Here is a 12,285-nt window from a genome sequence, read left to right as displayed (position 1 = left end):
GAACGGGGTCGTGATGCGCAGCACCACCAGCACACAGCGGAAGCCGAAGTCAGCGAACAGGGCTGCGAAATCGGCGGCCGCCGCTCTGGCGGCGGCCCTCGCCCTGTCACTCACCGCATGCGGCGGAAACGACGACAAGAGCAGTGACACGGGCGCCACAGGCGGCAAGGAGACCGGCACCACGGTCACCCTCCCCAAACTGAACGGCCAGAGCCTGGAGGTCGCCGCCGTCTGGAGCGGTGAGGAACAGGCCAACTTCAAGAAGGTCCTTGCGGAGTTCGAGAAGCGCACCGGTGCCAAGGTGACCTTCGTGCCCGCCCAGGACCCGATCGTGAACTTCCTGGGCTCGAAGGTCGCGGGCGGACAGCCGCCGGACGTCGCGATGCTCCCGCAGCCCGGCGCGATCAAGCAGGCCGTGGACAAGAAGTGGGCCAAGCCCCTCGGCGCGGAGGCCAAGGCGGAGCTCGCCAAGAACTACTCGCAGGGCTGGCAGGACATCGGCAAGGTCGGCGGCACCCAGTACGGCGTCTACTACAAGGCCGCCAACAAGTCGCTGATCTGGTACAACGCCAAGGTCTTCGAGAACGCGGGCGCCACCGAACCGAAGACGTGGGACGAACTGCTCACCACGGCCCAGACGGTCTACGACTCGGGCGTGACCCCGTTCTCCGTGGGCGGCGCCGAGGGCTGGACCCTGACGGACTGGTTCGAGAACGTCTACCTCTCCCAGGCGGGCCCGGAGAAGTACGACCAGCTCGCCAAGCACGAGATCAAGTGGACGGACCCGTCCGTGAAGAACGCGCTGACCACGCTGGCCCAGGTGTGGGGCAAGAAGGACTATGTCGCGGGCGGCGCCAAGGGCGCGCTGCAGACCGACTTCCCGGCCTCGGTGACCCAGACCTTCACCGGCGGCGACCAGCCCAAGGCGGCGATGGTCTACGAGGGCGACTTCGCGCAGGTCAACATCCAGACCGCAAAGGCCAAGGTGGGCACGGACGCGAAGGTGTTCCCGTTCCCGAAGGTCGGCGACACCGCCCCCGTGGTCTCCGGCGGCGACGCGGCCGTGATCCTCAAGGACTCCAAGGGGGCGCAGGCACTGGCCACTTTCCTGGCCTCCCCGGACGCGGCGACGATCCAGGCCAAGCTGGGCGGCTATCTCTCGCCGAACAAGAACGTGGACATCTCGTCGTACCCGAACCCGGTGCAGCAGAAGATCGCCAAGGCGCTGATCGGCTCGGGCGACGACTTCCGCTTCGACATGTCCGACCAGGCCCCGCAGGCCTTCGGCGGCACTCCGGGCAAGGGTGAGTGGAAGGCGCTCCAGGACTTCCTGTCCAACCCGAAGAACATCGCGGGCACGCAGGCGAAGCTGGAGGCCGACGCGGCGGCCGCCTACGGGAACTGACGCGATGACCTCGGCCACCGAGGCAGGGGTCCCACCGGCCCCTGCCTCCCCCAAGTCGCGCAAGAGCGTGACCGGCACACGCAGGACCGTGGCAGCGATGTTCCTGCTGCCCGCCCTCGTGCTGCTGGGCGCGCTCGTGGTCTACCCGATCGGGTACTCGATCGTCCGCAGCTTCTACAACCAGTCCGGTGACGGATTCGCCGGAATCGACAACTACAAGGCCCTGTTCACCGACGACGGCATCCGCACGGCCCTGAAGAACAACATCATCTGGGTGGTGTTCGCGCCGACGATCTCCACCGCGCTCGGTCTGATCTTCGCGGTGATGACCGAACGGATCCGCTGGGGAACGGCGTTCAAGCTGGTCGTCTTCATGCCGATGGCGATCTCCATGCTGGCGGCGGGCATCATCTTCCGGCTCGTCTACGACCAGGACCCGGACAAGGGGTTCGCGAACGCGGTGTGGGTGGGCGTGCACGACACGTTCGCGCAGTCCTCGGCGTTCCCGAAGGCCCACCCGGGCCGCAACTCGCCGCTGGTGGCCCAGAGCGGCGGTTTCATCACCAAGACCACGGTCCACACCGGCGGCACCGTCACCCTGCCCCTGGTCGGTGTCGCCCCGGACCAGATGCCCGGTGACGCGAAGAAGGCCGTGGCGCCCCAGGCGGACCCGGGCCGGATCACCGGCACGACCTGGCAGGACTTCACCCGCGGCAAGGGCGTCGGCACGCTCGGCGGCGTCGACCCGACCGAACTCGGCTACCCCGGCATGAAGATCGAGGCGGTCAAGGACGGCAAGGTCGTCGAGACGGCGAAGGCCGGGGCCGACGGCACGTTCTCCTTCTCCGAGAAGGCCGACGGGGCGCAACTGCGGCTTCCGGCGAGCAACTTCAAGGAGGCCTACAACGGGCTCGACTGGCTCGGCCCGTCGCTGGTGACACCGGCGATCATCGGGTCGTACATCTGGATGTGGGCCGGTTTCGCGATGGTGCTGATCGCGGCCGGGCTCGCGGGCATCCCCCGGGAGCTCCTGGAGGCGGCCCGGGTCGACGGCGCGAGCGAGTGGCAGGTCTTCCGCAGGGTCACCGTTCCCCTGCTCGCGCCCGTGCTGGCGGTCGTCACCGTCACCCTGATGATCAACGTCCTGAAGATCTTCGACCTGGTCTTCATCATCGCCCCGGGCTCCTCGCAGGACGATGCGAACGTCCTCGCGCTGGAGCTGTACCGCAAGGGCTTCGCCGAGGACCAGCCGGGCATCGCGAGCGCCATCTCGGTGTTCCTGCTGCTGCTGGTGATCCCGGTGATGTGGTTCAACATTCGTCGGCTCAGGCGGGAGGTACGGCGATGACCACTCAGGCCGAAAGGCTCCCGGAGACGGCAACGGCGAACGGGGTGAAGGCGAGGCAGTCGCTGGGCTCACGGCTCGTCGAGCGCGTCAGCGGCGGCCTGATCAGCGTCCTCCTCGTGGTCGTCGGCCTGTTCTGGCTGGTGCCGACGATCGGGCTGCTGATCTCCTCGCTGCGCAGCCCGGAGGACCTGACGGCGAGCGGCTGGTGGAAGGTCTTCAGCGAGCCGTCCCAACTCACCCTCGACAGCTACCAGAAGCTCCTGCAGAACAGCGACATCACGCACTCCATCGTCAACACCATCCTGATCACGGTCCCGGCGACGCTCCTGGTCATCGTCATCGGCGCGCTCGCGGGTTACGCGTTCGCGTGGATGGAGTTCCCGGGCCGCGACTGGTGGTTCATGGCCGTGGTCGGTCTGCTGGTGGTGCCGGTGCAGGTGGCGCTGATCCCGATCGCCGAACTCTTCGGCAAGATCGGCCTGTTCGGCAACATCTTCGGGGTGGTCCTCTTCCACACGGGCTTCGGTCTGCCGTTCGCGGTGTTCCTGCTGCGGAACTTCTTCGCGGAGATCCCCCGTGAACTCCTGGAGGCGGCACGGCTCGACGGCGCGGGTGAACTGCGCCTGTTCACAAGGGTGGTGCTGCCGCTCGGCGGGCCCGCGATCGCGAGCCTGGGCATCTTCCAGTTCCTGTGGGTGTGGAACGACATGCTGATCGCGCTGGTGTTCACGGACGCCGACAGCCAGCCGATCACGGTCGCCCTGCAGACGCAGATGCGCGCCTTCGCCGACAACGTCGACGTCCTGGCACCGGGCGCGTTCATCTCGATGGTGATTCCGCTGATCGTGTTCTTCGCGTTCCAGCGGCAGTTCGTGTCCGGCGTGATGGCGGGCGCGGTCAAGTAGCGCGTGCGACAGGCGTATTGAGGGGCGGGCCGGTGCCGGCCCGCCCCTTTGCGTTCGCCCGAATGCCGTACGGAACGTAACCCCGCGCCGCCGTGGGGCGTTCCCGGGCAGAACGCCCGCGCCGACCCTTGGATGTGCCGTGCCCAGGTTCAGTGTCATCGTCCCCGCGTACAAGGTTCAGGCGTACCTGCCGGCTTGCCTGGAATCGGTGCTGTCACAGTCGTGCGAGGATCTGGAGCTGATCGCGGTCGACGACCGCTCACCGGACGCCTGCGGCGAGCTGATCGACGAGTTCGCGGCCCGTGATCCCCGGGTCCGGGCGGTCCACCTGGCGCAGAACGCGGGGCTCGGTCCGGCCCGCAACGCCGGGACGGCCGAGGCGAGCGGCGACTACCTGCTGTTCCTCGACGGCGACGACACCCTCGCCCCGCACGCGCTGCGGGCGATCGCCGACCGGCTGAAGGAGACCGGCGAGCCGGACGTCCTCGTCCACGACCACGTGCTCGTCCACTGGTCGGGCGAGAGGGTCCGCGACGCCTTCGCGGGCCGGCTCACCGAGCAGGGTCCTGCGCCGTTCCGTCTGGAGGACCGCCCGGGGCTGCTGCGGGTGCCGCCGGTGGCCTGGAACAAGGCGTACCGCGGGGAGTTCGTCGAGCGTGCGGGCCTCTCCTTCCCGGCCGGTCACCACACGGACCTGCCCTGGACCTACCCGGCCCTGACGGCCGCCGAGTCGATCGCCACCCTGGACCGCGTCTGCGTCCACCACCGGCGGCACCGCGGGGGCGAACCCCTCGACGGGGCCGGCCACTTCGACCTCTTCGACCAGTACGACAGGGTCTTCGCGTACGTCGACGCGCGCCCCGAACTCGCCCAGTGGCGGCCGGTGTTGTTCCGCCGCATGGTGGACCACCTCTCGGCGGTGTTCACCGACCGGGGCCGCCTCCCGCGCGGCACCCGCGCCGAGTTCCTGCGGCGGGCCCGCGACCACTACCGCGCCCACCGCATCGCGGGCCACCCGGTCCCGGCCCGCTCCCGGCTGCGCCACACGGTGATCCGCCTGGGCCTCTACCGCACCCAACGGCTCGCGGAACTGGCCCGGAGCCTCGGCCGCCGGACCGCCCGCCCGGTCGTACGCCTCGCCAAGTCCCTCCACGCGGCGGCCCTCCGGCTCCACTACCGCGTCCAGCTCCGTCTCCCGCTGCGCGAGGACCGTGCCGTCTTCTCCGCGTACGGGGGCCGCGGCCACGGCTGCAACCCGGGCGCGCTGGAGGAGGCGTTCCGCACCTTCGCCCCGCACATCCGCACCGCGTGGATCGCCCGCCCGGAGCACCACCACACCATCCCGACGGCCACCCGCAGGCTGCGCCCGGGCACGGCCGCCCACTGGACGGCGCTGGCCCGCTCCAAGTACCTGGTCGACAACACCGACTTCGACCGCCGCCTGGTCAAGCGCCCCGGACAGGTCCTCGTCCAGACTCAACACGGCACGCCCCTCAAGCACATGGGCCTGGACCTCCAGGAACGCCCGGCGGCGGCACAGGACTTGGACTTCGAGGCGATGCTGAGCGGCGTCGACCAGTGGGACTACCTCCTGTCCCCCAACCGCCACACCACCCTGACCTGGGAGCGGGTCTACCCCGGCCGCTACACCACGCTCCCCTACGGCTGTCCCCGCAACGACGTGTTCCAGCGGGCGACTTCGGAGGACGTACGGCGGCTGCGCGAGTCCCTGGGCATCCCCGAGGGCTCGGTGGCGATCCTGTACGCGCCCACCCACCGCGACTACCGCCGCACCCAGCACGCCACCCTCGACCTGGACCGCGTCCTGCGCCGCCTTGGCCCCCGCTTCGTCGTGCTGGCCCGCGCCCACCACCGCCACGGCGGCCCGCTCGTCTCCCCCGCGACCAGCCGGGTCGTCGACGTCACCGACCACCCGAGCGTCGAGTCCCTGTGCCTCGCCTCGGACGCCCTGGTCACCGACTACTCGTCCCTGATGTTCGACTACGCGGGCCTGGACCGCCCGATCGTGATCCACGCCGACGACCGGGAGGCGTACGAGGCGGCCCGCGGCACCTACTTCGACCTGCGGTCCTTCGCGCCGGGCGCGGTCGCGCGCAGCGAGGACGAACTGATCGACATCTTCGCCACCGGCCACTGGCGCGGCTCCCGCTCCACCCAGCTGCGCTCGGCGTTCCGCGAACGCTTCTGCCCGTACGACGACGGCCGCGCCGCCGAACGGGTCGTACGCCATGTCGTCCTGGGCGAGACCGGGTCGCCGGCGATGGTGCCGCTCGCGGAGCGCCACCCGGTGCCGTCGGCGGCGGCGGCGCTCGACCGCTCCCCGCTGGCCACCGTGCCCCGCCCCGCGACGCACTCGCCCGTCACCGAGACCCGTTAGGAGGGGCCCGTGCCGTCCAGCCCGTCCCATCCCACACCGACCCGTCCGTCCACCTGGCGTCCGGTGGGGCGGCCGGGGCGCAGGCGCCGCCGCTAGCCCCGAGCCGCCTCCGGATGCAGCCGCACCCATCCCTCCCAGGCCGAGGCGATCATGTCCTGGACATCGTGCTTGGCCTTCCAGCCGAGTTCCATGGCCGCGAGGTCGGCGGAGGCGACGACCCGGGCCGGGTCGCCGGGCCGGCGGGGAGTGACGGTCGGGGGGCGGTCGTAACCGGTGACGGCGTTGATGCGGTCGATCATCTCGCGGACGGAGACACCCTCGCCGCGTCCGATGTTGACGGTGAGCTCGCGTCCCGGGGAGGACTGCAGGGCGCGGGCGGCGGCCACATGGGCCTCGGCCAGGTCGGCGACGTGGATGTAGTCGCGGACGCAGGTGCCGTCAGGGGTGTCGTAGTCGTCGCCGAAGATGAGCGGGGCCGCGTCCTGGGTGAGCTTCTCGAAGACCATCGGGACGATGTTGAAGACGCCCGTGTCGGCCAGGTCGGGGCTCGCCGCGCCCGCCACGTTGAAGTAGCGGAGGCACGCGGTGGCGAGGCCGCTCGCCCGGCCCGTGGCGCGGACCAGCCACTCCCCCGCCAGCTTGGTCTCGCCGTACGGGGACATCGGCGCGCACGGGGTCCGCTCCGTCACCAGCGGGACGTCCGGCATGCCGTACACCGCCGCGGAGGACGAGAAGACGAAGGAGGGGACCCCGGCGGTCGTCACCGCCTCCAGGAGGACGCGCAGGCCCTCGACGTTCTCCCGGTAGTAGTGCAGTGGCTGGTCCACCGACTCGCCGACCTGCTTCTTCGCCGCGAGGTGGACCACACCGGTGACCTCGTGGTCCGCCAGGGTGTGCGCGACCCGCTCGGCGTCCAGCGTGGAACCCGTCACCAGCGGCACGCCGGCCGGCACTCGCCCGGCGATGCCGGTGGACAGGTCGTCGTACACGACCGCCTGCTCGCCCGCCCCGGTCATCGCCCTCACGACATGCGCCCCGATGTAGCCGGCGCCGCCGGTGATCAGCCAGGTCATGTACGGCCGTCCCCTCTTCGGTTGACCCGTGTGCGCGTATCAGTGAACCAGGCGGCCGGGTCGGGGCGGCGCCACCGTCGTCAGGGCTCTCAGCCTTATCAGCCCTATCAGCCCTCTCAGCCCTCTCAGTCCTTGTCGGGCAGCTCGGCGTGCACCGCCGCGTCCAGTGCCGAGGTGAGCTGGTCGAGGCGGGCCCGCAGGGCGCTGATCTCGTCCACGTCGAAGCTGGTCGCCGCGACGATCCGGCGGGGCACCCGCTCCGCGCGCTCGCGCAGGGCGACGCCCTGTTCGGTGAGCCGCACCTCCACCGAGCGCTCGTCGCGGGCGCTGCGCTCGCGCCGGACGAGGCCGGCCGCCTCCAGTCGCTTGAGGAGCGGGGAGAGGGTGCCCGAGTCGAGCCGCAGGTGCTCGCCGAGCTTCTTGACCGGCAGGTCGCCGTGCTCCCACAGCACCAGCATCACCAGGTACTGCGGGTAGGTGATCCCCAGGTCCTTGAGGATCACGCGGTAGACGCTGCCGAAGGCGCGGGAGGCCGCGTTCAGGGAGAAGCAGATCTGCTGGTCGAGGCGGAGCCAGTCGGTGGTGGCCGGGGACGTGTCCATGCATCCAGGATAGCCCTTGCGAGCCATTTAGTTGTGCACAATTGAATTGTGTGCTCTACTTATCGCCGTGAGGGCGGCCGAGGAAGAGCCGCCGGAACGAACTTCGAGAGGGACGGTTTTCATGGACGCGCTCTACACCGCTGTCGCCACCGCCACCCACGGCCGCGACGGCCGCGCCTACACGAACGACGGCAAGATCGACGTCGCGCTGGCCCCGCCGGTGGAGCTGGGCGGCAACGGACAGGGCACCAACCCGGAGCAGCTGTTCGCCGCCGGCTACGCCGCCTGTTTCGGCAGCGCCCTCGGTCTCGTCGGCCGCCAGGCCAAGGTGGACGTCAGCGACGCCGCCGTCACCGCCGAGGTCGGCATAGGCAAGCAGGGCGAGGGCTTCGGCCTCAAGGTCGCCCTCCGCGTCGAGCTGCCCGACTCCGTCGACGCCGAGACCGGCCGCAAGCTCGTCGAGCAGGCCCACCAGGTCTGCCCCTACTCCAACGCCACCCGCGGCAACATCGAGGTCGACCTCGTCATCGAGTAGGGCTGGGGATCCGACCGTCCGGGGCCGGAGCGGACGGCGGGTCGCAGCGGCTGTCACGGCCTCCCGCACGGGCACAGCGGTTTGACACAGGCCCGCGCGGGAGGCCGCAACGGCTCAGGGCTTGTCCGCGCGGACGCCCTGACAGCTCGGAACAAGCCCGCGCGGGACGCCATAACCGCTCAGGGCTAGCCTGCGCGGATGGTCGTTCGCGCAGAACGCGCCCTGGGCGCCGTCGTCGGTTCCGCCGTGGGGGACGCCTTGGGTGCCCCCTTCGAGTTCGGGCCGGAGGGTGCCTTCTCGGGCCGTTTTCCGGAGCCGGGGCACGGCGGCGAGATGTGCGGGGGCGGCGGCTGGGATCCGGGCGAGGCGACCGACGACACGCAGATGGCGGTCCTGGTCGCCGAGTCCCTGGTGGAGTGCGGCGGTCTCGAACTCGCGGACGTCTTCCGGCGGTTCCGGCAATGGGCGGCGGCGGAGCCGAAGGACATCGGCCTCCAGACCGAGGCCGTGCTGAGCAGCGGCGACCCCTGGGACAGCGCTGCCGCCCTCCACTTCCAGGTGAACCAACGGGCGGCGGGAAACGGCGCGTTGATGCGCGCGGCCCCGTCCGCCGTGCACTTCGCCGCCCACGGCCGCGAGGCCACCATGGCCGCCGGCCCGCCGCCTGGCCGCCCTCACCCACGGCGACCGGGCCGCCTGGGAGGTCACGGCCGTCTTCCACGAACTGGTACGGGTGGCCCTGGCCGGCGACAACCCGCTGGACGCCGTGGAAGCCACCCTTGACGCGGTCCACCCGGACCACCGCGGGCGCTACGCCACCGTCCTGGCCCCCGACTGGCACCCGGACCAGGCCACGGAGTTCAACGGTGCCGTATGGCCCTGCCTGGGCTCCGCCGTCTGGGCGCTGCGTACGACGACTTCGTACGAGACAGCCCTACGCGCCGCGATCGACCTGGGCGGCGACACGGACACGGTGGCCGCGGTGACGGGCGGCCTGGCCGGAGCGGTGTACGGCGTCACGGCCGTCCCGGAGCGCTGGACGACACCCCTGCACGTGCCCCTGCCGGGCTTCGCCGACCGGGTGCTGAGGACGGCCGACCTGGTGGCCCTCACCCGTCTCCTCACCGGCTGACGGCAGCGCCCGGAAGGGGCGCGGGCCTTTGTCGCCATGCGGCTCCCCTCGCGGGCGAGGCCAGTCACCCCCGCCTGCCCGCAGGCAGCCCTCAGACAGCCCGGCCGCCGACGGTCCCGGCCACTGACAGTCCCGGCCACTGACAGTCCCGGCCACCGACGGTCCCGGCCGCCGAGGCTCAGAGCGCCTTCAGTGCCTCCGTCGTCGCCCGGGCCAGCGCCGCGAGATACCCCTTCGGCAGCTTGGGGCTGCGGATCACGACCGAGCGCCAGTACAAGGGGCCGGAGATCAGATCGAGCGCCAGTTCGTCGTTGAAGCCGGTGCGGAGCTCGCCGCGCCGCTCCGCCGCCGAGATGATCTTGCTGGCGACACCCTCCTGACCCTTCTGCAACGCGTTCTGCAGGGCCTCGGCGATCTCGGGGTTACGGGCCGCCTCGGCCTGGAGGTCCGGGATGATCTGCGAGGCCACAGGGTGCCGCAGCGCCCGGGACGTCACCTCGTACAGCATCCGCAGGTCGTCCTCCAGCGAGCCCGTCTCCGGCACCGGCAGACCCATCACCGCGATCTCCGACACGACGTCGAGGACCAGGTGCAGCTTGGAACGCCAACGGCGGTAGACCGCGGTCTTGCCGACGCCCGCGCGGCGCGCGATGCCCTCGATCGACATCCGCGCGTACCCGGACGCCGCGAGCTCCTCGAATACGGCCGCCCGAATGGCTTCCGTCACATCCTCACGGAGTACGGCGGCTCCTGCCGGGGCACGGCGGCGCGTACGGGTCTGCGGCGCGTCGGCGTTGGTCGTCATGCGGACCAGCATAGGGCGTAGCGACGAAACGGTCCCGTTCCGACGCGGGCGGTCGGGACGAAACCGTGCCGACGCACCGGCGCACGCCACGACGATACGGTTACGTTCCAACGTGACGGGTGACGACGAAACGGTTACGTTCCAACGTCGTTCGTCACGACGAAACGGTTGCGTTCCGACGCTCACTCGTCCTACTCTCACGTTGCGACGATACGGTCCCGTCCCGACGTAAGAGAACGTAAAGAGTCACGTAAGGAAACGCCGGACGACGGGCGCGCCAACCGCACGCGCACCACCCCCACCCCCCGAGTGAAAGCAGCGGATGTGAGCCAGGTCCTCGACACACCGCCCCCGACAGCGCCCCCGGCCGACGACGACCTCTCGGCCCTGGCCGCCCGGCACGGCCTCACGGTCAGCGGCGCCCGCCCCTCCCTGCCCGACTACGTCCGTCAGCTGTGGGCACGGCGCCACTTCATCACCGCGTTCTCGACCGCCAAGCTCACCGCGCAGTACAGCCAGGCGAAGCTGGGCCAGGTCTGGCAGGTGATGACCCCGTTGCTGAACGCGGCGGTCTACTACTTCATCTTCGGCGTGCTGCTGGGCACGAAGAGGAATGTGCCGGACTACGTCCCGTTCCTGGTCACGGGCGTGTTCATCTGGACGTTCACACAGAGCTCGATCATGGCGGGCACCCGCGCGATCTCCGGCAACCTGGGCCTCGTGCGCGCCCTGCACTTCCCGCGGGCCGCGCTGCCGATCTCGTTCGCCCTCCAGCAGCTCCAGCAGCTGCTGTTCTCGATGGCCGCCCTGGTCGTCATCCTGCTCTGCTTCGGTGTCCCGATCGCCGCGTCCTGGCTGCTGGCGGTCCCGGCACTGGTCCTGCAGTCGGTCTTCAACGCGGGCGTTTCCATGATCATGGCGCGGATGGGCGCCAAGACGCCGGACATCGCGCAGCTGATGCCGTTCGTCCTGCGCACCTGGATGTACGTCTCCGGTGTGATGTGGAGCATCGACAAGCTGGCCAAGGGCCACCACGACTGGCCGTCCTGGGTGGTGCCCGTCCTCCAGGCCAACCCGGCCGCCATCTACATCGACCTGATGCGTTACTCCCTGATCGACAGCTTCCACGCCAGCCAGCTGCCGCACCACGTGTGGGCGATCGCGGTGGGCTGGGCGCTGGTCGCCGGGGTCGGCGGCTTCATCTACTTCTGGAAGGCTGAGGAGACGTACGGCCGTGGCTGACATCGAGAACGACCAGATCCCCACCGTCGTCGTCGACGGCGTCGACATCGTCTACCGCGTCAACGGCACCGGCGCCGGCAAGGGCTCCGCGACCGCAGCCCTCAACCGCATGCTGCGCCGGGGACAGGTCGAGAAGGCGTCGGGCGTACGCAAGGTGCACGCCGTCAAGAACGTGTCGTTCGTCGCCTACAAGGGCGAGGCGATCGGCCTGATCGGCACCAACGGCTCCGGCAAGTCGACCCTGCTCAAGGCGGTCGCGGGCCTGCTCCCCGTGGAGAACGGCCGGATCTTCACCGACGGCCAGCCCTCCCTCCTCGGCGTCAACGCGGCCCTGATGAACGACCTCACCGGCGAGCGCAACGTCCACCTCGGCGGGCTCGCCATGGGCATGTCCCGCGAGCAGGTCAGGGACCGCTACCAGGAGATCGTCGACTTCTCCGGCATCAACGAGAAGGGCGACTTCATCACCCTCCCGATGCGCACCTACTCCTCCGGCATGGCGGCCCGCCTGCGCTTCTCCATCGCCGCCGCCAAGGACCACGACGTCCTCCTCATCGACGAGGCCCTCGCCACCGGCGACCGCTCCTTCCAGAAGCGCTCCGAGCAGCGCATCCGCGAACTCCGCAAGCACGCGGGCACGGTGTTCCTGGTGAGCCACAGCAACAAGTCGATCCGCGACACCTGCGACCGGGTGCTGTGGCTGGAGCGCGGCGAACTGCGCATGGACGGCCCCACCGACGAGGTCCTGGCGGCCTACGAGGACTTCACAGGCGGCCCGGACAAGGCCAAGCCGCAGCCGAAGGTCGCCGCCTGAGAATCCGTACGGGACGGACGACCGGA

10 protein-coding genes and 1 pseudogene are annotated in these 12,285 nt (G+C 70.4%); 8 read left to right on the top strand and 3 right to left on the bottom strand.

Annotation, left to right across the window (positions count from 1 at the left end):
- The first annotated feature begins 13 nt into the window (after positions 1 to 13).
- From RKD20_RS26795 to RKD20_RS26780, 4 genes are all read left to right on the top strand, one after another.
- Positions 14 to 1,405: an ABC transporter substrate-binding protein gene (locus tag RKD20_RS26795; RefSeq protein ID WP_424879937.1), complete on the top strand. Its 1,392-nt coding sequence runs from the start codon at positions 14 to 16 to the stop codon at positions 1,403 to 1,405.
- A 4-nt stretch (positions 1,406 to 1,409) separates the two neighbouring features.
- Positions 1,410 to 2,753, top strand: coding sequence for a carbohydrate ABC transporter permease (locus RKD20_RS26790; protein ID WP_424879936.1), 1,344 nt, complete (start codon positions 1,410 to 1,412; stop codon positions 2,751 to 2,753).
- Complete coding sequence (locus tag RKD20_RS26785) at positions 2,750 to 3,658, top strand: carbohydrate ABC transporter permease (protein WP_424879935.1); 909 nt, start codon at positions 2,750 to 2,752, stop codon at positions 3,656 to 3,658. Before RKD20_RS26790 ends, RKD20_RS26785 begins: the two co-directional genes overlap by 4 nt.
- A gap of 139 nt (positions 3,659 to 3,797) precedes the next feature.
- Complete coding sequence (locus RKD20_RS26780; RefSeq protein WP_424879934.1) at positions 3,798 to 6,056, top strand: bifunctional glycosyltransferase/CDP-glycerol:glycerophosphate glycerophosphotransferase; 2,259 nt, start codon at positions 3,798 to 3,800, stop codon at positions 6,054 to 6,056.
- 92 nt (positions 6,057 to 6,148) lie between these two features.
- Here the strand turns inward: RKD20_RS26780 and galE are convergent, their stop codons facing one another.
- Both galE and RKD20_RS26770 read right to left on the bottom strand, forming a co-directional pair.
- Positions 6,149 to 7,129 (bottom strand): UDP-glucose 4-epimerase GalE, encoded by a 981-nt coding sequence (gene galE, locus RKD20_RS26775; protein ID WP_424879933.1) that lies wholly within the window; start codon positions 7,127 to 7,129, stop codon positions 6,149 to 6,151.
- Between the two features lie 125 nt (positions 7,130 to 7,254).
- Positions 7,255 to 7,731 carry a MarR family winged helix-turn-helix transcriptional regulator gene (locus RKD20_RS26770; protein WP_424879932.1) on the bottom strand — a complete coding sequence of 159 codons (477 nt, stop codon included), beginning with the start codon at positions 7,729 to 7,731 and terminating at the stop codon, positions 7,255 to 7,257.
- Positions 7,732 to 7,852: 121 nt separating this feature from the next.
- Between RKD20_RS26770 and RKD20_RS26765 the strand changes: the two genes are divergently transcribed.
- Both RKD20_RS26765 and RKD20_RS26760 read left to right on the top strand, forming a co-directional pair.
- Positions 7,853 to 8,266: an organic hydroperoxide resistance protein gene (locus RKD20_RS26765; protein WP_007382439.1), complete on the top strand. Its 414-nt coding sequence runs from the start codon at positions 7,853 to 7,855 to the stop codon at positions 8,264 to 8,266.
- Positions 8,267 to 8,464: 198 nt separating this feature from the next.
- Positions 8,465 to 9,398, top strand: a pseudogene (locus tag RKD20_RS26760) (ADP-ribosylglycohydrolase family protein).
- A 178-nt stretch (positions 9,399 to 9,576) separates the two neighbouring features.
- On the opposite strand, the gene RKD20_RS26755 reads toward RKD20_RS26760, so the two are convergent.
- Positions 9,577 to 10,215, bottom strand: a complete 639-nt coding sequence (locus RKD20_RS26755) for a TetR/AcrR family transcriptional regulator (protein ID WP_424879931.1) — start codon at positions 10,213 to 10,215, stop codon at positions 9,577 to 9,579.
- A 312-nt stretch (positions 10,216 to 10,527) separates the two neighbouring features.
- On the opposite strand from RKD20_RS26755, the gene RKD20_RS26750 reads away from it, so the two are divergent.
- Together RKD20_RS26750 and RKD20_RS26745 are read left to right on the top strand one after the other, a co-directional pair.
- Positions 10,528 to 11,445 carry an ABC transporter permease gene (locus RKD20_RS26750; RefSeq protein ID WP_351988409.1) on the top strand — a complete coding sequence of 306 codons (918 nt, stop codon included), beginning with the start codon at positions 10,528 to 10,530 and terminating at the stop codon, positions 11,443 to 11,445.
- A complete protein-coding gene (locus tag RKD20_RS26745) occupies positions 11,438 to 12,259 on the top strand; it encodes an ABC transporter ATP-binding protein (RefSeq protein WP_424879930.1) in 822 nt (273 codons plus the stop codon). The genes RKD20_RS26750 and RKD20_RS26745 overlap by 8 nt, the downstream gene beginning before the upstream one ends.
- Positions 12,260 to 12,285 lie beyond the last annotated feature (26 nt).

The organism is Streptomyces sp. SLBN-8D4 (assembly GCF_049739545.1).
GTDB classification, from domain to species: domain Bacteria; phylum Actinomycetota; class Actinomycetes; order Streptomycetales; family Streptomycetaceae; genus Streptomyces; species Streptomyces canus_C.
This window is presented reverse-complemented; position numbering and strand designations above follow the sequence as displayed.

Excerpts from the sequence above, each read along its gene's own strand:
- RKD20_RS26765 (WP_007382439.1), top strand. The coding sequence starts at position 7,853 with ATGGACGCGCTCTACACCGCTGTCGCCACCGCCACCCACGGCCGCGAC.
- RKD20_RS26795 (WP_424879937.1), top strand. The coding sequence starts at position 14 with ATGCGCAGCACCACCAGCACACAGCGGAAGCCGAAGTCAGCGAACAGG.
- RKD20_RS26785 (WP_424879935.1), top strand. The coding sequence starts at position 2,750 with ATGACCACTCAGGCCGAAAGGCTCCCGGAGACGGCAACGGCGAACGGG.
- RKD20_RS26770 (WP_424879932.1), bottom strand. The coding sequence starts at position 7,731 with ATGGACACGTCCCCGGCCACCACCGACTGGCTCCGCCTCGACCAGCAG.
- galE (WP_424879933.1), bottom strand. The coding sequence starts at position 7,129 with ATGACCTGGCTGATCACCGGCGGCGCCGGCTACATCGGGGCGCATGTC.
- RKD20_RS26755 (WP_424879931.1), bottom strand. The coding sequence starts at position 10,215 with ATGCTGGTCCGCATGACGACCAACGCCGACGCGCCGCAGACCCGTACG.
- RKD20_RS26790 (WP_424879936.1), top strand. The coding sequence starts at position 1,410 with ATGACCTCGGCCACCGAGGCAGGGGTCCCACCGGCCCCTGCCTCCCCC.